The sequence below is a fragment of the Coraliomargarita parva genome, from assembly GCF_027257905.1.
Taxonomy (GTDB): Bacteria; Verrucomicrobiota; Verrucomicrobiia; order Opitutales; family Coraliomargaritaceae; genus Coraliomargarita_A; species Coraliomargarita_A parva.
In genome coordinates this window covers 201772-226048 of the sequence record NZ_JAPZEI010000004.1, presented here as the reverse complement: position 1 = coordinate 226048, position 24277 = coordinate 201772, and the positions used below count along the sequence as shown (strand labels likewise).

General features: G+C 54.9%; 16 protein-coding genes, 1 tRNA gene and 1 pseudogene. 11 read left to right on the top strand and 7 right to left on the bottom strand.

Going from position 1 to position 24277, the window contains the following annotated elements; translation table 11 throughout:
* Window positions 1–94: 94 nt before the first annotated feature.
* The gene (locus O2597_RS07335; RefSeq protein WP_269523663.1) at window positions 95–541 is read left to right on the top strand and encodes a hypothetical protein; all 447 of its coding nucleotides are present in this window, start codon (window positions 95–97) and stop codon (window positions 539–541) included.
* Window positions 542–563: 22 nt separating this feature from the next.
* On the opposite strand, the gene O2597_RS07330 is transcribed toward O2597_RS07335, so the two are convergent.
* Both O2597_RS07330 and O2597_RS07325 read right to left on the bottom strand, forming a co-directional pair.
* Window positions 564–1622, bottom strand: coding sequence for an NHL repeat-containing protein (locus tag O2597_RS07330; protein ID WP_269523661.1), 1059 nt, complete (start codon window positions 1620–1622; stop codon window positions 564–566).
* A gap of 43 nt (window positions 1623–1665) precedes the next feature.
* Window positions 1666–4407 (bottom strand): TonB-dependent receptor, encoded by a 2742-nt coding sequence (locus O2597_RS07325; RefSeq protein ID WP_269523660.1) that lies wholly within the window; start codon window positions 4405–4407, stop codon window positions 1666–1668.
* 147 nt (window positions 4408–4554) lie between these two features.
* Between O2597_RS07325 and O2597_RS07320 the strand changes: the two genes are divergently transcribed.
* Window positions 4555–4905 (top strand): arsenate reductase family protein, encoded by a 351-nt coding sequence (locus O2597_RS07320; RefSeq protein ID WP_269523659.1) that lies wholly within the window; start codon window positions 4555–4557, stop codon window positions 4903–4905.
* Here the strand turns inward: O2597_RS07320 and lspA are convergent.
* From lspA to ileS, 3 genes are all read right to left on the bottom strand, one after another.
* Entirely contained in the window at window positions 4902–5486 is a 585-nt protein-coding gene (gene lspA / locus O2597_RS07315) for a signal peptidase II (RefSeq protein ID WP_269523658.1), read from the bottom strand. The genes O2597_RS07320 and lspA overlap by 4 nt on opposite strands.
* Before the next feature lie 75 nt (window positions 5487–5561).
* The gene (locus tag O2597_RS07310) at window positions 5562–6434 is read right to left on the bottom strand and encodes a TraR/DksA C4-type zinc finger protein (RefSeq protein ID WP_269523657.1); all 873 of its coding nucleotides are present in this window, start codon (window positions 6432–6434) and stop codon (window positions 5562–5564) included.
* Between the two features lie 20 nt (window positions 6435–6454).
* The gene (gene ileS / locus O2597_RS07305; RefSeq protein ID WP_269523656.1) at window positions 6455–9289 is read right to left on the bottom strand and encodes an isoleucine--tRNA ligase; all 2835 of its coding nucleotides are present in this window, start codon (window positions 9287–9289) and stop codon (window positions 6455–6457) included.
* Between the two features lie 140 nt (window positions 9290–9429).
* Between ileS and O2597_RS07300 the strand changes: the two genes are divergently transcribed.
* The 9 genes and pseudogenes from O2597_RS07300 to O2597_RS07265 all read left to right on the top strand — a co-directional run bounded on the left by O2597_RS07300 (window position 9430) and on the right by O2597_RS07265 (window position 18934).
* Window positions 9430–10434: a calcium/sodium antiporter gene (locus tag O2597_RS07300; protein WP_269523655.1), complete on the top strand. Its 1005-nt coding sequence runs from the start codon at window positions 9430–9432 to the stop codon at window positions 10432–10434.
* Window positions 10435–10480: 46 nt separating this feature from the next.
* The gene (gene gpmI / locus O2597_RS07295) at window positions 10481–12058 is read left to right on the top strand and encodes a 2,3-bisphosphoglycerate-independent phosphoglycerate mutase (RefSeq protein WP_269523653.1); all 1578 of its coding nucleotides are present in this window, start codon (window positions 10481–10483) and stop codon (window positions 12056–12058) included.
* A 139-nt stretch (window positions 12059–12197) separates the two neighbouring features.
* Window positions 12198–14162: a sensor histidine kinase gene (locus O2597_RS07290; RefSeq protein ID WP_269523652.1), complete on the top strand. Its 1965-nt coding sequence runs from the start codon at window positions 12198–12200 to the stop codon at window positions 14160–14162.
* Window positions 14163–14168: 6 nt separating this feature from the next.
* On the top strand, window positions 14169–14597 hold the full coding sequence (locus O2597_RS07285) for a response regulator (RefSeq protein ID WP_269523651.1): 429 nt from the start codon (window positions 14169–14171) through the stop codon (window positions 14595–14597).
* A 71-nt stretch (window positions 14598–14668) separates the two neighbouring features.
* Window positions 14669–14745 (top strand) — tRNA-Pro (locus O2597_RS07280).
* 471 nt (window positions 14746–15216) lie between these two features.
* Window positions 15217–15441, top strand: a pseudogene (locus O2597_RS18605) (malectin domain-containing carbohydrate-binding protein); the annotation flags it as partial.
* A gap of 50 nt (window positions 15442–15491) precedes the next feature.
* Window positions 15492–17723, top strand: coding sequence for a TIM-barrel domain-containing protein (locus tag O2597_RS07275; protein ID WP_269523650.1), 2232 nt, complete (start codon window positions 15492–15494; stop codon window positions 17721–17723).
* A 78-nt stretch (window positions 17724–17801) separates the two neighbouring features.
* Window positions 17802–18098, top strand: coding sequence for a malectin domain-containing carbohydrate-binding protein (locus O2597_RS07270; protein WP_269523649.1), 297 nt, complete (start codon window positions 17802–17804; stop codon window positions 18096–18098).
* Between the two features lie 86 nt (window positions 18099–18184).
* Entirely contained in the window at window positions 18185–18934 is a 750-nt protein-coding gene (locus tag O2597_RS07265) for a hypothetical protein (protein ID WP_269523648.1), read from the top strand.
* Window positions 18935–19299: 365 nt separating this feature from the next.
* Here O2597_RS07265 and O2597_RS07260 read toward each other — a convergent pair whose 3' ends face one another.
* Together O2597_RS07260 and O2597_RS07255 are read right to left on the bottom strand one after the other, a co-directional pair.
* Window positions 19300–21678: a GH36-type glycosyl hydrolase domain-containing protein gene (locus O2597_RS07260; RefSeq protein WP_269523647.1), complete on the bottom strand. Its 2379-nt coding sequence runs from the start codon at window positions 21676–21678 to the stop codon at window positions 19300–19302.
* Window positions 21679–21711: 33 nt separating this feature from the next.
* Entirely contained in the window at window positions 21712–23757 is a 2046-nt protein-coding gene (locus O2597_RS07255) for an alpha-L-fucosidase (protein ID WP_269523646.1), read from the bottom strand.
* Window positions 23758–24277: the final 520 nt, after the last annotated feature.

Here is a 24277-nt window from a genome sequence, read left to right as displayed (position 1 = left end):
TTAAGGCTATGTTAATGAGTGATTTGTGACCTTGCCAGATGGGCATGTTCCCGTTTTGCTTGGAGCACTTTCTTTCGTTGGCCCAAGCACCCTCATGAAGCCGAAAAAAGTCTTATTCTGGATCATATTTCTGGTTATTGCCTACAATCTCTTCAACTATGCGAAAATGCATACCCGGGGGGAGGTGGTCGCCTATAAGCGTTTTGCCAAGGCGGTCATGAAGGGAGACGACTACACCGCGAGGCAGCTCACGGTGGACCACAAATTGGCCCTGGAAGTTTTTAGTCGAAATAAGCAGCGCGCGGAACTCTTTGGAAACGCGAGCATCGTCTTTACCTATTACCGGATCAAGGAATGGCGCCCGGGTGAGGACGGAAAAAGCGTGTATCTGGTGGCGGATCAAATTTCCCGCGTTAATCCGGAAGGTTTCGACACCATCTGGGGGGAACAAAAAGTGGTCATCCGACAGACCGTCCAAATGACGCTGGTCAAAGACGCTTGGTTGGTTGCGGTGTTCAATGACCCCGCCATGGGCCCCTGAGTGTACAGGGGCCCAGAGGGGCTTATTCGTTATCCAGTCCCAGCGCGGAGAGGACTTCCTTCATATCGAAGGCTGAAATTGCCCGGTCATTGTCGCAGGCGTAGAAAGTGCCTCGGGGGAAACGAGGCATTGCCTCGGTCGTGACCCAGATCCCGTCGGTATTCAAGGTGCGCTCACCTTTCACCGTACCGAGATGCTGCAGGCTTTGGCGGTCAAAGCAGTGAAAGAGATTTGTATCCCTGCTTTGGTCGGTCACGATCCAGAATCCACTGTCGACACCGGTGGGGTAGAGCGCGATGCCTTCCACCTGTGCTTGAAAGATACCGGCCCCCATGGTTTGTCCGCTGTACTGGCCTGCCATGTTGTAAATCTTTACGCGACGTCCCTTTGCATCATCTTCCAGTTCTTCGGCGATCAGGAGACGGTCTTGCCCGGGATCGCCATAGATGGATTCCACCACGAACAGTCGGCCTTCGCCCTTGGTCTCGCCGAAGGAGCGGATCCATTCGGCTTCAGCGGTACGTCCTTCGCGCTGCAAATGATAGACCTGTACCCTGTGACCGAGCTCGCTATCGGGAGGGGTGTCCCCCGTGACTGTTTCGTAGTTGTCGGTCACGTAGACCTCGTATTCGCCTTCGCTATGTGGCTGTACATAAAGACCGTAAGGCTTGATCAACTCCTCTTCGCCGAAGCTGATGAGAGGCTGCATCTCGGGGATGCGCAGGACCTGAACGCGGTGGTTATCCCGCTCCACAACAAGCATCAGGTCTTCAATGATCCAAATTCCGTTTGGGCGGTTGAACTGGCCGAGTTCAATCCCCAAGCCGCCGACCCGTTGGATCATGGCTCCGTTGACGGCATCAAAGACATTGACCGAGTGGCCTGCCTTGCTCGTGGCGAAGAGCAGGTGTTCGCCGTTTGGGCCATGCCAGACCGCGGGTGAGTCGATGTTCTCGCGGCTTTGATCGGTCGTGAAGAAGACTTCTTTGATTTCGACCGGTTCTGCTGAAAACAAACTCTGGCAGGCAAGCATGCCTGCCAGAGTGAGTGAGCGTAGTGTAGGGTTCTTGTAAATCTGCATTTTAGCTTTTGAGTATTTTCAATCGTTCGTACGCCTTCGCGGCTTAGAACTTCCACTTTGCGCCAATGGAACCGGAGACGCCGTACGCTTCGTATTGGGAGAGGCGGCCGGATTGACCCCAGTAGGCGCGGAAGGGTTCGTCAAAGATGTTGTTCACCTCGGCGAAGATACTCAGGCCTTTGTAGATTCGTACGCTGGCATAGGCATCGACTTGGAAGAAGTCGTCCACATAGCGGTCCTGAAAGGATTCCTCTCCCAGTTCATCCAGATAGCTGTCCCGGTAGGTGCCGCTCAGGCGGAAAAAGAAGCGTTCGTATTCCCAAGCCAATGAGATATTGCCGATGACGTCGCTTTGTTTGATGAATTCCACATTTGCTTTCTCCCCGCCCCCCGGACGCTGGGCATCGGCATCACTGTCGGACAGTGTCAGGTTGCCGCTTAAGCTCAGGCCGGAGAGGGGGCCCGGCAGAAAGTCGAGCTGTCTGGAGTAGCTGAGTTCCAAACCGAGGATATTACCGGAATCACCGTTCTCGTAAGTGGTGACTTCGTCGTTTCCATCGTCGAAGGTCTGTTCGTAGATGAAGTTTTCGATGTCCTTGTAGAATACCGCGACACCGAATATCCCGTAGGTTTCGTTGTAGTACTGGAGCGAAGCGTCGAAATTCATTGCCTCGTAGGGTTCCAGGTCCGGATTCCCCCTTTCGATATCATAGCCACCGTTACTATTGCTTTCACGCACGAGCCCGGCCCGGCTTTGTTCGAAAGTCGGCCGTGCGATGGTGTTGGTCCAGGAGGCGCGGAAGATCAGATCGTCGTTGAATTGGCGGCGTACATGCACCCCGGGGAGGAAGTTCGTGTAGTCCTTATCGGAGTCCACCGGGCTCACTGCGTCCGTGTCTTCATCATGCGAGTAGCCCTCGGTTTCGAAGTCGGTATACTCGACCCGGGCACCGGCGATGATTTCCCATTCGTTGAGTGCGAATGACCCCATCAAATAGGCCGCCATGACGGTTTCATCGCTTTCGTAGTCCTCTATGATCGAATCGATCTCGTCGTTTACGAAGGGCAGATTGTTTTCGGCGTAGTTAAAGATGCTGGTATCCAAACTCGGTATCGGGCGGTGCAGGAAGTTGCGCTGACCGCTTTCAATGAAGCTGGCTGCGGTTTCAATGCCGGCGTCGTCGTCGGCCGAAACCTGATCGAAGTCACTTTCCTTGTGCTTCCCGCGGACCAATCCACCAAACTTGATATAATTGAGAAGGTCCCGGTTGAATTCACGCTTGAAGTTGGCTTGCGCGCTCAAGTCGGTTTCCTCGACCATTTGCTCGCCGATGGTGAGCTCGTCCAACTCAAACTGGCTGGCATCGCTGTAGTCCATCCCTCCGAGGGAGGCGCCCAGTTTCGGATTGTAGCCCTGGGCGCTGGTGACTGTGCCGGTTGACGAGTCCACCCCTTCATACACCGCTTCGCGGTCATAAGGTGTGTCTTCCTCCGCACGGGAGAAGGAGAGGGCATAGTCGATGGTCCAGTCGGCGAAGCTTTGCTCGCCGCCGATGGATCCCACAAAGATACGCATGTTTTCCTCGCGTTCCTTTAGCTCGATTCCGGTTTCGACCTCGTCGTTGGTGAAGCTCGAGTCCGTGACGGAAGTGTAATTGCCGCCGAACGAGGCAAAGGCCAAGTCGCGGATTTCCGTGTCGGTGTACTCGTTCCAACTGGTGCGTATGAAGAAGAGATTGTCATCGTTCGGCTTGAACTCGAAGTTGGCGGAGACGCCGGTACGCTCGCGTACCAGATCATACTCGCGGTATTCAATCGTGTCGTCCGGGACCCATGTGCCGCCTTCCTGTACCCATTCGTCGGACTCCACATTGTTGGAACCGAAGGTACGCTCGGAATTCATTGCCGTGAGGTGCAGGCCGAACTGGTCCTCGCTGCCGAAGGTGAAACCATACGCAGCCGTGATGCGGTGGCCTAATTCGTCAACGAGGTCCGAGTAGAGTGCGGCCGCGCTCAAACTGCCACTCGGGCTGGCCGAATCGAAGGCGCTCGGTGTCCGCAGGTTGATGTGCCCGCCGATGGAATCGCCCGGTTGGTCCGGAAGTACGGCCTTCGTCACTTCGAGCGTATCCAGCACCTCGATCGGAATCGTGTCCAGCAGTGTACTTCGATCTCCGCTTGAAGGTGCGGCGAGCGCGACGCCGTCGATCGCGACACTGTTTAAATTCGGGTCGATGCCACGGATCACCACAAAACGTCCTTCGCCCTGGTCACGTTCCACCGAGACACCGGGCAGACGGTTCAATGCTTCCGCAGCATTGGTATCGGCAAACTGGCCGAAATGGTCGGATGCGACGATGTCGCGCAGGTTTTCGGAAGAACGCTGCATATTGACGGCACGCGCCGTGGCGGAGTCATAGGCGCTCACTTCGAAGTCGTTTAGTTCATAGACACTGAGCGCCATCTGCATATTGACGGGATTGCCGTCGCCTTCCTTGATCGTCGCATTCGTGGCAACGTTTTCGGCACCGACATAGCGAAAGCGGATGGCGTAGTCACCGGCTTCGATATCGCGGAAGGAATAATAGCCATGCCGGTTGGTCGAGGTTTTCAGACCCAACTCAGGCAGAGAGACTTCCGCGCCTTCCAGGGCGGCTCCAGTCGATTTTTCGGTGACATATCCATCCAATTCGCCAGCATGCAGCTGGGGCATCGTGATGCTGGCCAGGAGACAAGTCGATCCGAGTTTAAGAATTCGCGAACTCAGCAGGTTTGTTGTTTGCATAAGGCCTGCCTGTAGACGCAATATTAATTCGTCAGACAAGCAGTAAGCTGCGCATTGGAACTAATATAACATTGATGCAATACTTGTTTCGCCCCTGGCACATCGGCACCTTTCCGTAATATTAGTAACGCTTTAAGAATTGTAGAGATGCTTCGGGTTTACACCTATCAAAAATGCGGCACTTGCCGGAAGGCCACGCGTTGGCTGGATGAACACGGACTCCAGTACGAGGAGTTTCCAATCCGTGAGACGCCGCCTTCGGTGGACGAACTCAAGACGATGTTGGAATACCAGGGTGGCGAACTGCGCAAGTTGTTCAACACCGCCGGAGGTGACTACCGTGAGCTGAACATGAAGGAGGTACTGCCCGGGATGTCGGACACGGAGGCCTTCGACTTGCTCAGTCAGCGGGGCAACTTGGTAAAGCGCCCCTTCCTGCTAGGTGCCGGCACCGGCCTGGTCGGATTCAAGGAGAGCGAATGGGAGACCCTGCTCTAACGTGAGGGGTAGCTTTCCTCGCTGATCCGGCTTTTCCCGTCTTCAGGACCATGGCCGTCCTTTTGAAAGAAGCTCAGGATGACGTAGGTGAAGACACCGATAACGATCCCGCAGTCGGCTATATTAAACGCGGGCCAACGTCCGTTTTCCAATATTCGGGGGATGCTGAAGGGGAGGTGAAAGTCGAGGAAATCGATGACATGTCCATGGATCAGGCGGTCCACGAGGTTGCCCAGCACACCTCCAATCAGTAGTCCGAAGGCGATCTGCATGACCGGGCGTTTTAGCTCCAGACTGTGGCGGAGTTTGTAAATGGCAAAGATTGCAACGACCGCAAATGCGGCCAGCAAGCCACCGTAGCCGGATAACATGCCCCAAGCGGCACCTTCGTTACCGATGTGCACAATGTAGAAAAAACCGTCGATTACCTGAATCGAGTCCGGGTAAAAGTAGCTGTCCAAGGGGAGATTCTTGAAGATCCAAGCCTTGGTTCCCTGATCCAGTATGAAGACCAGAAAGGCGACGATGTAGAGGCGGGAATAAGCAAGGAGCTTGTTCGCGAGTTGGCTTTGATTCGGCATCGGTGGGGCAGCGGAAAAGCGTGAGGGGCCTGGCTTGAGAGCGCAGGCCGCAGTCACTGGCTTTGCCAACTGGGCTTATTCGTCGTCGTCATCCGATGCGATTTTCGGAGAATCAGTGCCGTCACCGAAGAGTCCCGCAGAGGAGCGCTCCGTCTTGCGACGCTTGTTCTTCTCGTACTCGGCCTGGCCTTCAACGGAGAATCGTGCGAAGGGAACGGCTGCAAGGCGTTCCTTCCCGATCGGTTCACCGGTCACTTCGCAAATACCATAGCTGCCGTTCTTGATCCGAAGAATCGCTTCTTCGATCTCGTTCAGGGCATCCTGTTCGGAAGAGACGAGGCTCAGTGCGAAATCACGGTCAAAGGTGTCGGTCCCGGCATCAGCCTGATGGTTGCTATAGCCGGACAGATCGCCGGAATCATCACGGGAGGAATGCTTCAGGGTGTCGGCTGTGTGCAGGTCGAGCTCATCGCTCACATGCTGGCGCAGTTCGATCAGCAGGTTGTAGAACTTTTTCCACTTCTTCGGAATGTCTTCTTCGTCCAGCTTGGTTTCTTCCTTCTTGGCTGCAGGATTGAAGCCGAGGATGTCCGCGAGGGACGCGGCACCCAACACACGTTTTTCGGTCGGTGCGTCCTCAACTTCGACGGTTTTCTTGCGGGCGACCGGTGTGCTGCCGGCGGCAGGGGCCTTTTCCTCGGTCTTGTCTTCCGGGCGGCTCCGCGAGGCAACCAGTGCCTCTACGTCATCGAGAGAGAAAACGATGGGGGTGGCCTTTTTGTCGCCGATGCCATTGCTGCGAGCCACGGAAGATTTCTTGACCGTTGATCTGGCCTTCTTGGCCGGAGCCTCTTCCGTCACCGATTTCTTGGTTTCGGTGTTCTTGGCGGCAGTCTTCTTTTTGATAGTCTCCTTGGCAGCAGTGTTCTGGGTGGTCTTCTTGGGCATGGTATGGACGTAAATCAGGTTTAGTTTGTAGAATTCGCGAGTTGTTCGAGTGCTTCTTTGCAGCGGGGCGAAACGGGGCCCCATTCACTGGTTTCCACCAGTTCGGGGACCCAGCGCCAACTGCGGGGGCAGCGCACTCCATCAGCATGAGCAACTTCGATCGACAGTTCGGTTGCCGAGTCGTCGATGCGTACGCTGACTTCAGATAGGATAAAGAGTTCCGGAAGATCTTCGGCGTACTGCAGTAAACGGGCCAGTTCGGGGTCTGAAGCGGGGCCGCTGATGACTGCTTTCGCGTCCAGGCTCTGGCCGATGACTTTTTCCTGGCGCAGGGCTTCCAATTCGTCATTGAGCGACTCGGAGAGGAAGCGGCGCAGGGCCTTGATGTCGGCGGCCACCTCGGGCTGGTCCCATGCCGCATCCACGGTGGGCCATTCTTCCAGGGAGATCGGCTGGTCGCAGAAGTCACTGTCGTTACAGGCGTAGCTCCATGCCTCGTCTGCCGTGTAGGGCAGCAGCGGCGCGATGAGGCGCACGAAGGTGTTGAAAATGATGTGAATCGCGGTCTGGGAGGAACGGCGAAGCGGATCGTTCGGTGCCCGGGTGTAGAGGCGGTCCTTCAGGATGTCGTGATAGGTCGCCGACAGGGTGTTGGCGCAGAACGGGTCAATGAAGTCCTTGAAAGCACGATGGAACTCGTAGGCGTCGAAGGCCGAGGTGACATTGCGGACGAGCTGGGCCAGCTCATTGAGGGCCCACTTGTCGAGCGCATTCAGGTCGGCGAGGGCGACTGCGTCGGTTGACGGGTTGAAGTCGTGGAGGTTGCCGATCTGGAAGCGCAGGGTGTTGCGGATGCTGCGGTAGCTGTTGGCCACATTCTTCACGATTTTGTCGGAGACGGGAACGTCGCCGCGATAGTCCTGCGAGCAGATCCAGAGGCGGATGATGTCCGCACCGTAGCCCTTGATCCAATCGGTCAAGGGGCGGGCCGCGCCGTCGCTCTTGGAGAGCTTGGTGCCGTCTTCCTTGACGATGAAGCCATGGGTCAGGAGGTTGCGGAAGGGGGCCGCCTTGTCCGCGATCACGGAGGTCCAGAGCGAGCTTTGGAACCAGCCGCGATGCTGGTCGGAGCCTTCGAGATAGAGGTCGGCGGGCCAGCTCAGGTTCGCACGCTTTTGCAGGACTGCGCGGTGGGAACTGCCGGAGTCGATCCAGACGTCGAGGGTGTCGGTGCCGCACTTCAGCTTGCCGGCCTCGGGCCAGCCCGCAGGCAGGACGATGCCGTCCAGCAAGTCTGCGGCCGAGCGTTCAAACCAGATGTTGGTGCCGTTCTCGGCCACCTTGTCCGCGATGCCGCGGATGACATCCGCGTCGATGTAGGCATTGCCGTCTTCGTCGTAGAATGCGGGGATGGGGACGCCCCAGGTACGCTGGCGGCTGATGCACCAGTCCGGGCGGTTCTCCACCGCGGCACGGATACGGTTCTCGCCCCAGGAGGGGATGAAATTGACGTCATTCAAGCAATCGAGTGCACGCTGGCGGTCGCCGCCTTTGTCCAGGGCGATGAACCACTGGTCCATCGCGCGGAAGACCACGGGGGTCTTGGAGCGCCAGCAGTGCGGGTAGCTGTGCTGAATGGTTTTCTTGGCGATCAGGGAGCCGTTGCCGGCGATGATCTTGAGGACCGCAAGATTGGCTTCCGAAGGCTTCCCGTGCTCGCTTTCGAGGACGGAAAGGCCGACCAGTTCGGCCGGAACCTGGCCATCGTCCACATACTTGCCCGAGTCGTCGAGCGGGCAGTAGACTTCCAGTCCGTTGTTGATCCCGGTGATGTAGTCTTCCAGACCGTGTCCCGGAGCCGTATGCACACAGCCGGTGCCGCTCTCGGTGGTGACATAATCAGCCATGAGGATGGGCGAGGCGCGGTCGATAAAGGGGTGGCGTGCTTCCATCCCTTCGAGCTTGGAGCCGAGGAAGGTCACGATGGTCTCGACGCCTTCGAGCTCACACTCCTTGACCACGGATTCCAGTAGCGGGGTGGCCACGACCAGTGTGCCCTTGTTGCTCTGGATCGCGCTGTACTCAATGTTCGGGTGCACCGCGACCGCCAGATTGGCCGGTAGGGTCCAGGGCGTGGTGGTCCAGATCAGGATCGAGCTGTTTTCGTCTTCCAGGCAAAGTTTGGCACGTGTTTCCGCGCTGAGCTTTAGCTTGACGAAGATTGAGATGCTCTTGTGGTCGCGGTATTCGATCTCCGCTTCGGCCAGCGCGGTGGCGCAGGGGATGGACCAGTAAACCGGCTTTTTCGAGCGGTAGACCAGGCCTTGCTCGACGAAACGGGCAAAAGTTTCCAGTTCGGCGGCCTCATATTCCGGATGGATGGTCCAGTATTCATGGTCCCAGTCGCCCAGCACGCCGAGGCGCTGAAATTGCTCGGTTTGCAGGCGGCGGTACTTGTCGGCAAACTTGGCACAGGCTTCGCGCACTTCCAGCGCGGTGTAGTCGGTCCGTCCGGCATCCTGCAGTTCGCGTGAAACCTTGTGTTCGATGGGCAGACCGTGGCTGTCCCATCCGGGGATGTAGGGCGCCTTGTACCCCTGCATCCACTTGTAACGTAAGATCGTGTCCTTCAGGGTCTTATTGAGCGCGTGCCCCAAGTGCAAGTCCCCGTTGGTGAAGGGGGGGCCATCGTGTAAAATGAAGCTCGGGCCCTCGCTGTTTTTCGCCTGGATCTTCTCGTAAAGGCCGAGCCGGTTCCAATGCTCCATCCGTTGTGGCTCCCGCTCGACCAGATTCCCACGCATTGGGAAGTTTGTCTGCGGAAGATTGAGCGTGTTTTTGAGGTCTTGCGCCATTGCCTGTGGGCCTGAATCGAATGAAAAGCGCGCGAGTGTGGTTTTTTGGTTTACCAAGTCAAGCTCTCAGCGTTATCTGCGGGTTTTCGTTCCAAAGTCCGGCTCCACTGTTCACTTTGCAGCTGGGCAATGAACAAGGTATGACGCTTGGTATTTTTATTCTCGATTTCAGTAGCTTTCCCATTTGGGCACTCGTGTTTGCTCTGCTTTTGGGCCTTGCCGGCCTGACTTTCGGGGGGGACTGGTTGACCAAAGGCGCTGCTGCGATCTCGGTCAATCTCAAGATCAACCCCGTGGTGGTCGGATTGACGGTGGTGTCGATCGCGACCTCGATGCCGGAAATGTTTACCTCGCTACTGGCGGCGCGGGGAAGTCCCGGTCTGGCCTTGGGGAATATCATGGGCAGCAATATTGCCAATATCGGGCTGATCCTTGGCCTGACGGCCCTGATTCTGCCGTTGCGGGTGCAATTGCGCCTGATTCACCGGGAAATGCCGATTTTGTTGCTGGTGAGCGCCTTATTCACCGTTTTTGCGACCGGCGGCTACGCGCGCTGGGAGGGGCTCGTTCTTCTCGGAATCGCCGCTGCCTACCTGTTTTTTGTCGTGCGCTGGGCCCGGCAGGAGTCGGCCGATATTCAGGAGGAATTTTTCGAGGCGGAGGATGAGATTCAGCGGCTCTCGGTGCCGGTTGCCGTCGTTCTCGTCCTCTTGGGGGCCTTGTTGCTTGCGCTCGGGGCCAAACTCTTGGTCGGCAGCAGCGTGGAGATTGCCTCGCGTCTGGGGGCGAGCGAGACCCTGGTTGGTTTGACGATTGTGGCGATCGGGACCAGCCTGCCTGAGCTGGCTGCCTCGATTGCCGCGGTGCGGGCCGGACATACCGATATCTGTGCCGGTAACATTGTGGGCTCGAATCTCTTCAACATCTTACTCATCGGTGGGGCGACGGCGACTTTTTTCCCGTTTCCAGTGAATCCGGCCATGCTTCTGGTCGAGTTCCCTTCCATGCTCTTGCTGACAGTTCTCCTACTACTCGTCTTTAAAACCGGACATATTGTGACGCGTCGGGAGGGAGCTTTCTTGCTTTTCCTCTATCTCATGGTTCTTTCGCTTTCCGCGCTCTCACAGGAGGGCCTGCTCTTTTAGTTTCAACCGTTCGCAAACCGATTCATCTCCAGATCCAAGATTAATTATGACAGATTCGATCAAACCAGTGGTCCTTATCATCCGTGATGGTTGGGGCGAAAATCACAATTCGAAGGAAGATGCCTTCAATGCCGTGAAATTGGCGAATACGCCCTGTGCGGACAAGCTGACTGCGGAATGGCCGCGCACGGAAATCATGGCCTGTGGCCTGGCAGTCGGTCTGCCGGAAGGTATCATGGGCAACAGTGAAGTGGGGCACCAGAACATCGGCGCCGGCCGTGTGGTGGACCAGGAGATCGTCCGCATCAACAAGGGCATCGAGACCGGTTCGGTCAAGGACAGCCCGGCGCTGCAGGAAGCACTGGCAAATGTGAAGTCCAAAGGCTCCGCTCTACACTTCATGGGTCTGGTTTCCGATGCCGGGGTCCACTCGATGTTGGACCACCTCTACGGCTTGCTCCGCATCGCCAAGGAAGAGGGGATTGAAAAGGTTTACCTGCATGCCTTTACCGATGGCCGCGATACGGGGCCGTTTTCCGGCAAGGGCTTTCTCGAGCAGGCGGAGGCCCAGATGGCCGAGATCGGGGTGGGGCAGGTCGCCTCGCTTTCCGGTCGCTACTGGGCGATGGACCGCGATAACCGCTGGGATCGCGTCCAGCGCGCCTACGACTGTCTGACGGGCCGCAAGGTGGAGCGGACGGCTGTTTCGGCTGCAGAGGGCATACAGGCCCAATATGACGCCCCGGAGACCGAAGGAACCAAGGGCGATGAATTCTGCCCTCCGACCGCGATTGCCGGTGCGGACGGTTCGCCGGTGGCCACCGTGCAAAGTGGCGATTCCGTCATTTTCTTCAATTTCCGTGGCGACCGCCCGCGCGAGCTGACTCGTGCCTTTATCCAGGACGAGTTCGACGGCTTCGACCGTGGCGAGAAACTGGACATCTACTTCGCCACCATGACGGAGTACCAAAAGGGGCTGTGCCCGAATATCATCTTCCGCAAGCCGCCGAAGATGGATGATATTTTGGGAGGCTATGTCGCCGACAAGGGGATCGCTCAGTTCCGCTGCGCGGAGACCGAAAAGTTCCCGCACGTGACTTTCTTCTTCAACGACTATCGTGAAGAACCCTTCCCGGGTGAAGACCGCGAACTGATTCCCAGCCGCAAGGATTGTGCGACCTACGACGAAAAGCCTGAGATGTCGGCCTACGGCATTCGTGACGCGTCGGTCAAGGCGATCGAATCGGGCAAATATGGCCTGGTGGTCATTAACTTCGCGAACCCCGACATGGTGGGACACACCGGTGTGGTGGAGGCCTGTGTCAAGGCCTGCGAGATTGTCGACGGTTGTGTGGCCGATCTGCTGTCGGCAATCGATAAGATGGGCGGCAAGGCACTGATTACCGCGGACCACGGCAACTCCGACCAGCTCTGGAACTTCGAGTCGAACGGGCCGCACACGGCTCACACGCTCAATCCGGTCGAGGTTGTGGTCTACGGCGAAGGGTGCCAGGACTTCAAGCTGGCTGAGTCCGGCTGCCTCGGCGATGTCGCTCCCACGCTCCTTCAGCTTATGGGCATGGAGCAACCGGCTGCGATGACTGGCAAGAGCCTGATTGTCTAAGGCGTTTCGCCCCGATTTGATTTCAAAGCCCTGCAGCCTTCGGACTGCGGGGCTTTTTCATCTGCAGCTGGAAGCCCGCTTGATCGGACCGGTATGCAAGAGCTTGAACTTGCCCGCGTGAGACGTTTGACTCTGCGTAATGTTTCCCGGTTGGCCACATAGGTCGATTTATTGCCTCTTATTCGTCTTTTCTGGTCTCATCCTCATCGGCCCGGTATCGCTTCAGGCGGCGGATGGATGGGTGCTGGGGCAGTTGCTGGATGCTCCGCTGCATGTCTGGCCACATATTCTGGCGGACCTTGTGACATGGTTGGCCTATACCTCGATCCCGGTCATGATCCTGATCGCCTTGAGGCGTCAGCGCAGTCAGATCCCGCATCCCTTCCTTTGGGTCATGTTCAGCCTCTTTATCCTGACCTGCGGGATCACGCACCTGCTGGACGTGATCGTATACTGGTGGCCGGCCTATCGCTTGCTCGGGCTGTTCAAGGTTCTCACGGCCCTGATTTCGGCGGCGACGGCCATCGCCTTGCTGCCCATGCTTCCGCGCCTGTTTCACCTCAAGACGCCGAAGGAAGTCGATGAGGCGATACAAGGCACCGCCAATCGTCTCGAAGAGGCACGGCAGAAGGAACTGAGTGAGCGTGAATTTATCACCCAGACCGTGGTGGAGGCTTCGGGGGTTGGCTACTGGGACTGGAGGCCCATGGCCGAGGCCTGTTTCTACAGCGCTTCGTTCAAGGCCATGTTTGGCTACTCGGATGATGAGTGGCCCAATGATACGAAATTCTGGGAACGCGTCATCGTTGCGGAAGACGTTCCCGTGATTGAACAAGCCTTGGCCGCTCATTTCGGGAGTCATGGAGAACGGCCCTTCGACGTGCGAGTGCGTTACCGGCACAAGGCCGGGCATGTCGTGCATGTCATTTCGCGAGGAAAGGTCATTCAGTGGGGAGAGGGCGACGAAGCGGTCCGGATGGTCGGCTGTCATATCAATGTGACGCCTCTGGTGGAAGTGGAGCAGCAGTTGCGCAACCGGAATGAGCAATTGGAGCTGGTGGCCCAAGGGATCAGTCCCGGGATTTGGGATTGGAACCGGGAGGAGGGGAAGGATTGGTGGTCGCCTCGCTTTTACGAGCTTCTGGGCTATGCCGACAGGGAGTGCGGCTGCGGTTCGGAGGTCTTTCTTCATCAGCTGCTGCACCCCGACGATCTGGAGCGGACGAAGGCCGCCCTGCAGGCGCACTTCTACGAACAGGCGCCCTACAAGCTCGATATCCGGATGCGTTGCAAGGATGGGAAGTACCGCTGGTTTGAAACCTCCGGACAGGCGAAATGCGACGAATCGGGCGAACCGGTTCGGATGGTCGGCTCATTGATCGATATCAATGCACGCAAGCAACTGGAGCGACGCAATGAAGAGTCAATCGCCATCCTGTCCGGGCAGAACGACCGCTTGCTCAATTTTGCCCACATTGTGTCCCATAACCTGCGTTCCAATACCGGCAATATGATGGCCTTGCTCGAAATGTATGCGATTGAGGACGAGGACACGCGCCAGCAAATCATGGAGCACTTCTCGAAGAGCGCCAAGCAGCTCTTTGAGACCGTCGACCACTTGAGCGAGGTGGTGAAGATCCAGACGGATATCAACCGGAAGCGGGTCCTGCTGCAGTTCGACGAGATCATGGACAAGGTCCTGTCATCCCTGCGTGGAGAACTGGAGGCCGCCCAAGCCCATGTGGAGATGGATTTCAGTGCCGCGCCGCAGATCAATTACGTGCCGTCCTATCTGGAGAGTATCTGCCTGAATCTAACCAGCAACGCACTGAAATACCGGGACCCGGGACGGATTTTGCATCTGGTCATTCGCACACGCATGGAGGAGGGGTGTACCGTGCTCGAGTTCGAGGACAATGGCAGGGGCCTCGACTTGGCGCGCTATGGCAAAAAGCTCTTTGGCCTCTACAAGACCTTTCACAATAACGCGGATGCCCGCGGCGTCGGCCTTTTCCTCGTGAAAAACCAGGTGCAGGCCTTGGGAGGCTCGATTTCGGTTGCGAGCACGCCGGGCAAGGGATCAAAATTTACCATTACCTTCTAATCTGCCATGTCGAAACCCATCCATACCGCCTGTATCATCGACGACGACGATACCTTTGTTTTCCTGACGAAGCGCATGATCCTGATCAAGAAGCTTTGCGAACGTGTCTTGATCTACGCCAATGGACGTGTCGCCCTCGATGAACTCACACATAATCTCTATGACCGGGATGAGCTGCCCGACCTGATCCTTCTGGACATTAACATGCCCGAGATGGATGGCTGGGAGTTCCTCGACGCCTTTTCCAAGATCAAGCACGACCTCGCCAAGCCGATCACGATCTACCTGATCACCTCCTCGGTCGACGAAGCCGATCTCAAGCGTGCCCGGCAATACGGCGATGTCAGTCAGTATATCGTTAAGCCTGTGGACTTGAAGTCATTAGCGGAACTCTTCCATGTCAATCTCGAGGAACCCGCCCCGCGCGGGGATTGAGGCTTTTTCTGATTTTCTTCACAGCCGGCTATTGACAAATCCCCCCGGCACGGTAGCACTTTCCAGCTTTTCGGGGTGTAGCGCAGCTTGGTAGCGCGCTTCGTTCGGGACGAAGAGGTCGCAAGTTCAAATCTTGTCACCCCGACCATTTTGATTAGCGGCGAACTTTTCCGAGGTTCGCCGCTTTTTTGTGCCCGGATGGCGGGTGCTTCTAAAGTTCTTATGGTCAAGGAGTTTGCGAATGTCTTTGCTCTGGAAATGAGGCCCTATTCGGGACGAACTTATCTGCATACTCAGGGCTATGACTTAATTTCCCCGAAAATTCTCCGATTCTCTCCGTTAAGAGCACATGTTGCCTGTCTTTCACAATCGATGAACAGATTCTGATTAGCTCATAAAATATTCATAATAGGCCTATTGCGTTTTATGACTGGCCTATAGACCCTTTCTTTGCTGGTGATGGGTTAGAGATTTCTTTAATTATATTCAAAAAAACAATAGCTCATGACAGGGGCAGGTAGTGATTCGCTGTTACTGTTAGATGGGAAATGCCCTCGAATATGAATGACCAGATTGCATGTGATTTTAGTAAAACGGGCCGCGTCGCCACTTTGCCGAACCTTGGTTCGGGGTTGGTGGTTTTTCGGACGCAAACAAACTTCGCGTCTTCGATGTCGCGATCAATGGTGAAGTTGTTGACCCGGCATTGGATATTCATGCCCGTGCGCAAGGGCAACACCGAGCCTTGATTCGCGAATACACCTTCGAGAGCACTTCGGATGTTTTAACTATCTATTTTCCTACGATCCAAGTGAATCAAGCGATCATTTTTGGTATCGAGTGATTTGAGCTATAGAATCGACTGCTTGAGTCTAATTGAACCCCCTCATTCCAATGAATTTATCTAGTGCAACTCCGGATGGGAGAACGCAGCCGCCTGTCGTGTGGGGCTTTGCCCGATTTACGATCATTACTGAACAATGTATACGGATGGAGTATGCTCCCAATTATGGATTCGTCGATGAGTCTACTTTGTTCGCTACCAATCGGGAGTCTTCACTCCTGGATATTTCCATACGTCGACGTGGGAAGACATTAACGATCAAAACCAAGCATTTGGTCTTGAAGTTCCGTGATGATGGAAAGCCCTTTCATCAGGGGAATTTGAGCGTCACCTATTGCGATGAAATAGCACGTGTCGAATGGAATCCGGGTTTGAAAGATACGAAAAACCTGGGAGGCCCTGCGGCGACATTGGATAATGTTTCCGAGGCCTTTGATTTGCCTGACGGGATTCTGTCACGTGCCGGTTGGCATTTGGTCGATGATTCGGGCAAAGCGATCCTTAAAGATGGGTGGATCCGTCAGCGACCGGGCGGGATTTCCATTTCAGAATTCGATTCGCCCGGCGAGTCGTTACCACATCCGGATTTAGATTGGTGCCTATTCATTTATGGTAGCGATTACAAGGGGGCACTTGCTGGTTTGGGGCTGGTGTCCGGACGTGCCCCGTTACCACGTAGGCACGCCATGGGTTCCTGGTATTGTCGTTGGCATCCTTATACCGATGAGGATTTTCGCGGTATTATACGTGAGTATGATGCGCATGAGTTCCCGATCGATGTTCTGGTTATGGACATGGATTGGCATACGCAGGATGCGAAAACAGGCTACGGTCATGCGAAGAACTTAGGCTGGACCGGCTACACCTGGAACCGGAAATTGATACCGGAACCTCGTAAGCTGTTGAGCGACCTGAAGAAAGATAGTATTTATGTGGCGTTGAACGACCATCCGGCGGACGGGATACGTGAGCATGAGGACTGTTATCCTGAATTTCAGAAATTGCTTGGTCAGAATGCCTCGACGAACCCTCCTTTTATCGCTGGCGATCAAAGCTATATGGAGGCGTTTTTCGCTGCGGCTCACAGTCGCCTGGAGAACGATGGAGTGGATTTTTGGTGGTTGGATTGGCAGCAAAATTATATCTATCCCACAGTCATTGGCGTCCCGGGCTTGCGCCATTTGCCATGGTTGAATGCCCTGTATTATCAGCATACCCGTAAAAATGGACGCCGTGGTCTGGGGCTGAGCCGTTGGGGTGGTTTGGGCGATCATCGGCATCCCATACATTTCTCTGGAGATGCGAAGGCGTGTTGGGCCATGCTCAAATTTGAGGTTTCATTTACGATCGCATCCGGGAATGCCGGTTGCTTCTATTGGGCGCACGATATCGGTGGTTTTTATGGTGAGCGTAATGCTGAAATGTATACACGGTGGGTCCAGTTCGGGGCGCTTTCTGCAGCCTTACGTCTGCATTCCTGTGGAGAAGACTTGGATCGGCGACCCTGGTTGTGGGGGCAACGATTTGAATCGGCCATGCGCCGTGCCTTTGTCCTTCGGTCGGAGCTCTTTCCCTACCTCTATTCTGCTTCCCGGCAATGCTATGACCACATGTTACCCCTCCTGCGGGGCATGTATTTCGAGTATCCCGATCAAGAAGAAGCGTATCAATTTTCCGGTCAATATATGCTTGGTGATCACATTTTGGTGGCGCCGATCTCGCGCGCCGGGAAAGGAGAGGATCTCGCTGTCCGTCAAAAGATCTGGTTCCCGGAGGGAGAGTGGTTTCACTTCTTCACTGGCGAGAGGATTACGGGCAATCGTATACGACAACTGTCGTTCGGGATTGATGAAATCCCGATTTATGTGAAAGGCGGGTCGCCGGTTCCGCTTCAACCCTATGCGAAGCGAATGGCAAGTGTGTCTCTCGATACGCTGCGTATTCGTTGCTATCCGGGTTCCAGTGGCGTATCGATTTTATATGAGGATGACGGCCAGACGGAGGGCTATGTACGCAATGAATGTGCCTTTACGCGGGTTGATTATCGCGAGGAAGGAATCACGGCATCGATCAAAATCAATCAGTGCGAGGGACGTTTTAAAGGGCAAAAACGCCGCCGTGCCTATCAGATTGAACTTGTCGGCTTTAAGGTCGCGACGAATGCGACTGTAAATGGTAAAGCGTTTTCTCTCGTATATGATGCCAGTCTACACGCGCACATCGTATCCATTCCCTCTTCGCCCATTGATCGAGCGCTTGAGTGTATTGTTCAAATACGGTAGGCCGCCGGTTCTTGAAACTGCATTTCAGGAGGAGAGCCGGACGGGGCGCTTTCGGGTGCGATGCCACTTTGCCGAACCATGGTTTGGCAAAGTGGCTTTGCGGATGGAAGTTCGCTACGCGTCTTCGATGTCGCGATCAATGGCGTAGTTGTTGACCCGGCATTGGATATGCATGCACGCGCGCAAGGGCCGCACCGTGCCTTGATTCACGAATACACCTTCGAGTCCACCTCGGATATTTTAACTGTCCATTTCCCCTCGATCCAGGTGAATCAAGCGATCATTTTTGGTATCGAGTGTTTTGAGCTATGCAACCGGCTCTGCACCTGTTTCTCCGTAAATACAAGGACACGAAACGATAGTTATTTATCGTGATAAATCGAAGTTCTCTTGGATTTTTACAGTATGGGTAGAAGGTCATTTCGTAGGATATCCTAAGCCTCATATCACACTGATAGTCTATGAATACTTCCAAAATTATGAAACCCACGATTACGACTTTAACTACCATCGCAGCTGCCAGCCTGCTGCTTTGTTCACATGCCTCTGCTTTCTTCGACGATTTCAATAGCTACAATGTTGATGAGAAGGTTTCTATTCAGACTGGGACTAGTTGGGAGGATAATGTGACGAGTGGCGGAGTGCAAATGCTGGTCGACGACGTGGAATCTCCGTTTTCTGCTGTTGCAGATGGATATAGCGCGACGCTCAACGACCAATCTACGACCGCAGGTGCATCGGTAGGCCTTTCGTATACCAACGGCGGGTCTGATGAAGCGACGATTGAATTCGACTACATGTTTTCAGGAATAAGCGATAACTTCGGTCCTTACTTTATCGCCAATGATGGATCTGCGCTGGGGGTTTTTCTCCGTCTTGCGATGTCAGATGGTGAAGCGACTCCCACGTATACAATCGCAACGGTCAATCCAAATAACACTTTAACTGACATTGCAGAAGTCGCTGTGGACACCTGGTATCATGTGACGGTTACTGTATCTGCCGTGACTGATACATACGATGTGACGATACAAGCCTATGGTGGATCAAGCACTACGAGCACGGGTCTGAGTTATAGAGCGGGCACGACTACGATGAGTAATTACATGTTTATTGCTAACAATGGTCCATCGGCAACTGGCGTTTTTTCGATCCATCGAATTTACGGGCAATCAGTCTGCGGTGCCACCTGTAGAGCGTGTCGGCTGTGACAATCGTGGCATACAGCTCAATCGCTTTGCCTAGTTTCTTCGCTTTTTCGGCCAGGTTTATGCGCTGGGTGTCTGTGAATCGGATGTGCTTGCTGATTTGGGATTTTAGAACCCTGATTTCTTCCTGTTGATAGTCGAGCGAGTCTAAGAGCTCCTGATTCACCTGATCAGTGATTAGAGTCAGAAGTTTTCCGAGTAGTATTTTTCCTTTCACTTCAGGAAATTGTTCCTGACACAGATGTGTCGCAATCTCAGTCTGGAGGCCTTCGGATTAATTTCTAGCCAGTACGGGGACGAACTTCTAATTCTGTCAGACTGTTCAGGAGATCGATCGGGTTACCTCCACTCGCCCAAGGTAGATGTTTTTACATTTCCGCGACGATTTCGTTTTCGGCTGCGAGTCGTTGCCACGGGATTGATTGGCTTGGATCCATGATATGTCCGTTCAGCTGAAGTCTTTGATGGCCACTTCGTTTGGCTTTTAAGTGAATCCAGTGGCCTCTTACTTGGCGTCGGACGGTGAAGCCTGTCCAGTGGGTTGGGATTTGGGGATCAATACGCAGTCCGGTGAGTTCCGACCGGATGCCGAGGAGGTATTGTGTGGCAACAATATCCATCCATGCGGCGGTCCCTGTGATGTGAACAACATTGCCCCAGCCAAAGCGTGTGTTTTCGGGGCCAACGATATTGCTTAGCCACGCGTGTGGGTCTGCTCCGTAGGTATTCACGCCGAATCGATGTATGACGTTTTCCGGGACGAGACGGCGGAAATATTCCCATGCGGTGTCGGCGTGACCCAGTAGGGCTTCTGCCATGATCGTCCAGGTGTTGGCATGGCAGAAAATCGCACCATTTTCCCCGGTTCCGGGCCCGTAGCCACTAAAGGGATTGGACTCTTCGGGCCAGGTTTTAAAGCCCGGCGAGAGAATCTTCAGCCCTGCATCGGTCAGCAGATGCTCTGCTGCCGCAGCCATACCGGCTTCCTGTTGTTCGCGGGAGCCGACTCGAGCGAGCACTGCCCAAGATTGAGGATTGAGGAAGATTTTTCCGAAAGGGGAAGATCGGGAACCAACGGGTGCGCCGTTGTCATCAAAGCCACGACGCCACCATCCGCCATCCCATGCGCAGGCGTCTAACGCTGTTGTTTGTTTGTGCAGCCATTCACGAATTGTATCGGCATCATCGTTGCGTCCCGACCACTGGGCCAGTGCCAGCATTTGTCGCAGGACATAGACATACTGGAAGGAGGCAAAGAGAGATTCTCCGCGTCCTGCTTTTGAGAATTTTCCGATAATGTCATTCCAATCGCTGCGTAAGGTTAGCGGGATGTTATGACTGCCCAGATGGCTTTCGGTGAAGCGAAGGGCTCGCATCAAATGCTCCCAGATCGTTGCGCTCTCTTTGTTTGTATAAAAGCTCGCTGTTTCTTCGAGGAATCCGGGATCGCCGGTTTCGACGGCGATGGCATGTGCAAGCATAGGGAGCCAAAGATGATTGTCACTATGCAGGCTTTCGTTGGAGGGTGATTTTTCAATCGGGTATGATGTATGATTGGCTCTTCCGTCTGCGTGTTGTTCGGTCAGAAGGGAGCGCAACTTGTCGAGTGCCCAGTCCGGTCGACGATAAGCGATTGCGATCATGTCCTGACAGGTGTCGCGGAAACCAATACCACGAATGCCTGGAGCGGTTGCGTTGACCGAGCGGGAGAAACGGGCTGTGGTGACTGTGTTCACCGGTGACCACGTTTCAATCATTCGCTGGAGCTCTGGCTCGGGTAGTGAGCAGCTCAATTTCTCAAGATGGGTAGTCCACCATTTCTCACATCGTTCACGCTGCTCATCGAAGCCTTCCTTACTCAGCAGGGTCGGCAGCAGGCCGTCAATGGCTTGTTTGCAACGTTCCGGTTCAAGCAGCGCACCGGGTTCCACGCCGAGGGCAAAGCGTAGGCTGTGTGATTGACCTGTTTCCAGGCAGAGTTGGCGGTGAAGTGCTGCGGCAGGTTCGCCGCAACTGATGCCGCGATTATTCAGATTCCCTTTGGAAATCGCTTTGGGACATGATTCTGAGCCGTAGGAGCCTAAGAAATCTTCGCGTGAACCGCACCAAGTATCGACCTCGCTGCCTGCAAAGTATACGAGGGGCACTTCGCTGATGTTGGGATGGCTTTGATGATGGAAAAGGTAGCGCACAGAGCGGGTCGCTTCGTCGTAATCCGTGCGGAGCATATATTTGATGTAATATCCCCAGTTGAACTCATCGGTCCATTGCATTTGCGAAAGCTCGACATAGGCGAAGGCGTCCAGTTTACGTGAGCGGTTGGAGGGGTTGCTGAGTTTTAGCTCCCAGAGGAGGGCATCGTGATCAGGTGCAACCCAAAGATCGAGTTGTGCGTGCAGTCCGTTGTAAGTTGCTTCGAAGCTGGAGATGCCGGGACGGTGAATCGCCTTCCACTTATCGAGCTCAGTCTCCGCCGGACGCCAGGATGGCGACCAGACTGTGCCGTCTTCTTCACGCAAGTAAATGTAGAACCCGGGGCCATCCATTGGTGCTAGATGCTGACGGTAACGGGTCAGTCGGTATACTGTTGCGCTTTTCCACCATGCGAAGCCTCCTCCGGCTTGTGAGACGAAGGCGTGCATGCGTCCGTTGCTCAAGTAGTTGATCCATGGCTGTGGGCAGCGTGGCTCTTTGATAATGAGTGCACGTTCCTGATCCAGAAACTCGAAGTAGTCCATAGTCTGCATCTGGTTGTTTTGCTGGAAAAATTTCCCGTGTAGTTACATCGCGTCGATAGTAGCGACTTTGATGTAATCTCCGTTATCGACGACGTGCCGGACGGCAAACTTAAGGAAGCGTCCCTTTGCAGGTTGCTTTAGTGGGATTATTTGCTGGCAGGGGTTGGCTTTGACGTTCGAGAATTCTCCTTCGGCGATTGCTTGCCAATGCTCGGCATCGGAGCTGATGGCGAAGGAGTAACGATCAGGAATGCCGTTGGTGTCTTCCGTGGTCGGCGTCATCGTGACGACGGAGATTTCGCGTTCTTCGGCCATATCGATCACTACCTCGTGAGGAGGTGCGCTCAACTGCTTGTTCTTGTGATAAGTGTGCCAGTAGGTGTCGGGACTGTCGTCGAGTAATTTTTCCACGCCGGCGAGGCCGTGGTTGTCAAATGGACTGTCAAGGCTGACCGAGAGAATGCGCCAATTTGTGCGTGCAGGTCCGTAGGCCGCGGTTACTACGCCCGTTTGTTCTTCTTCGACGAAGCCAGATACTTTTACAGTCCCTCCCTCAGTCAATGAGAATGGTTTTCGATAGGGGGTAGAATCGCGTGTTGGCTGGCTGCCGTCGGTGGTGTACCGTAAGTCCAAGCCATCCCCTCCGCCGCGAATGCTGACCTCTCCCTGTTGGTTCCGCACGATGGTAATTTTCGCTCCCAAGGCCAAAGAAGCAGGGGCGCGATACAGTCCGAAGTGGGAAATCGCCGGAGCAGCGGCAGTTTGTGTAAATCGAACGCGAACTTTGTCGCTGGTCGTCGTGCGCGTGAGCAGTAAGCGCCGGTAACCGATGCTGGTTGAGGTCGCAAGTTCCTGCCATCTGCCATCCTGCCAGATGTCCACCGCGAATTCTTCAACGCGTTGGCCAAGCTCGACGAACTCTGAGAGGTCGATTGTGTTGAACTTAATTGCCTGCTTAAAATCGATTGTAAACGCAGGTGCTGCGTTGTCGGTTGGCATCCAAAACGTATCAGGCTTGCCGTCGATCAATGCGGAGGCGGAGCATTTTTCATCCGACGAATTGGCAAAGATTGACGAAGATTCGCAGGCAAGGTTGTGGGAGAATAATTTTTTAATGTCCTCGTTCCATGCGGTAAGGACTTTGATGTCTTCATCGCAAATTCGTCCGCGTCTGTCCGGTGCAAGGCCGAGGTTGATCGAGCAACCTCGGCCAATGGATTTGAAATACAAATCGAGCAGCGTGTCGGCTGACTTCGGCGCTTCGTGCTCGTGGAAAAACCATCCAGGACGTAAGGGAAAATCGCATTCAGCTGGACGCCAAGCTTCGGCGTGAAGGATGCCCATATTTAAATCGATTGGTCTTTCACTCACCGGATTGTTCGGTGCTGAAAAGGTCGCCCAACAGGTTTCTCCGGCGATACCGTATTCGTTCCCAATCCAGCGCCCATCAAATGGAAACATGATTGCTTCTGGTTGGAGTTCTCGGATCATCTCGGTTATCTGCTCCCAGCGATAATAATGCGCTGGGTCTATCGCGCGTGCTTCACGGGTACCACCGTAGTAACCATTGCCTCCATTCGCACCGTCGAACCAGACTTCGAACAGCTCGCCGTATTGGTTGAGCAACTCGCGCACCTGTTCGTGAAAAATATCGACGTAAGCCTCGCGTCCGTATTCCGGGTGATTGCGATCCCAAGGCGAACAGTAGACGCCAAATTTCAATCCATGTTTTCGACAGGCAGCGGAAACTTCCGCGACCATGTCGCCTTTGCCGTCACGCCACGGAGAGTTCCGAACTGAATGCTCCGTGGTTTTCGTGGGCCACAGGCAAAACCCGTCATGGTGTTTGCATACGAGGATTATCCCTTTTAGGCCACCTGCCAGGCACGCTTCAGCCCATTGATTGGCGTCGAAATCTGTCGGATTGAACGAACGCGGATCTTCGTCGCCGAATCCCCATTCTTTATCGGCAAAAGTGCCAACGCTGAAATGCACAATCGCGTAGCGCTCAATGTCGTACCATAGTGAATGGCGAATGGACGGAACAGCTCCGTAAGGCTTGGGTAAGCTTGAAATTAACTGAGCCATAGAGAGATTTACGTGGTTATTGAGTGCGCTGCGCCCAAGAAACCAGCGTGTATTGGCTGGAGTTGCTGAAGGCGTTGAAGTTGCCGCTGAGGACGGTGCGGCCGCCGGAGTGGGCGTCGCCGAGGGCACCAAGATTTGCTATACAGTCGAAGAGGACCTCGTTGGTAGGCTCCAAGCCGAGTTCTTCGAAGGAGACGGTGAATTCGAGTTCGTAGTAAATGTCGGTGCGGCGGAATGTGATTTTGGCATTATCTAGCGGATTCTTGAACAGACGCACTTCTGCTTTGCCTGCTGGATCTGCAATGATGTTCACTTCGCGAATATTGCCGGTGTTGTCGAGAGGAGCAAAGAACAACTGAAGCCCGGATCCCGCGAAGGGAGAATCGTAGTTCGGCTTGAGGTCGGAATCGAGCACCTTGGCGCGGAGGCGAATTAGGTCGCCGTCGCGGGCGAGTGTGCCTTCGGCCGCATCGAAGCCCGCGAGTTTGAGTCCGAAGGTAGCTTCACCTGAGTCGTTGAG

What these genes read in the sequence shown, in the direction of transcription:
- O2597_RS07330 (WP_269523661.1), bottom strand. Translation starts at nt 1,622, where the DNA reads ATGCAGATTTACAAGAACCCTACACTACGCTCACTCACTCTGGCAGGC.
- O2597_RS07255 (WP_269523646.1), bottom strand. Translation starts at nt 23,757, where the DNA reads ATGGCTCAGTTAATTTCAAGCTTACCCAAGCCTTACGGAGCTGTTCCG.
- ileS (WP_269523656.1), bottom strand. Translation starts at nt 9,289, where the DNA reads ATGGCGCAAGACCTCAAAAACACGCTCAATCTTCCGCAGACAAACTTC.
- lspA (WP_269523658.1), bottom strand. Translation starts at nt 5,486, where the DNA reads ATGCCGAATCAAAGCCAACTCGCGAACAAGCTCCTTGCTTATTCCCGC.
- O2597_RS07285 (WP_269523651.1), top strand. Translation starts at nt 14,169, where the DNA reads ATGTCGAAACCCATCCATACCGCCTGTATCATCGACGACGACGATACC.
- O2597_RS07335 (WP_269523663.1), top strand. Translation starts at nt 95, where the DNA reads ATGAAGCCGAAAAAAGTCTTATTCTGGATCATATTTCTGGTTATTGCC.
- O2597_RS07290 (WP_269523652.1), top strand. Translation starts at nt 12,198, where the DNA reads ATGTTTCCCGGTTGGCCACATAGGTCGATTTATTGCCTCTTATTCGTC.
- O2597_RS07260 (WP_269523647.1), bottom strand. Translation starts at nt 21,678, where the DNA reads ATGCAGACTATGGACTACTTCGAGTTTCTGGATCAGGAACGTGCACTC.
- gpmI (WP_269523653.1), top strand. Translation starts at nt 10,481, where the DNA reads ATGACAGATTCGATCAAACCAGTGGTCCTTATCATCCGTGATGGTTGG.
- O2597_RS07310 (WP_269523657.1), bottom strand. Translation starts at nt 6,434, where the DNA reads ATGCCCAAGAAGACCACCCAGAACACTGCTGCCAAGGAGACTATCAAA.
- O2597_RS07320 (WP_269523659.1), top strand. Translation starts at nt 4,555, where the DNA reads ATGCTTCGGGTTTACACCTATCAAAAATGCGGCACTTGCCGGAAGGCC.
- O2597_RS07265 (WP_269523648.1), top strand. Translation starts at nt 18,185, where the DNA reads ATGAATACTTCCAAAATTATGAAACCCACGATTACGACTTTAACTACC.
- O2597_RS07325 (WP_269523660.1), bottom strand. Translation starts at nt 4,407, where the DNA reads ATGCAAACAACAAACCTGCTGAGTTCGCGAATTCTTAAACTCGGATCG.
- O2597_RS07300 (WP_269523655.1), top strand. Translation starts at nt 9,430, where the DNA reads ATGACGCTTGGTATTTTTATTCTCGATTTCAGTAGCTTTCCCATTTGG.
- O2597_RS07270 (WP_269523649.1), top strand. Translation starts at nt 17,802, where the DNA reads ATGGTTTGGCAAAGTGGCTTTGCGGATGGAAGTTCGCTACGCGTCTTC.
- O2597_RS07275 (WP_269523650.1), top strand. Translation starts at nt 15,492, where the DNA reads ATGAATTTATCTAGTGCAACTCCGGATGGGAGAACGCAGCCGCCTGTC.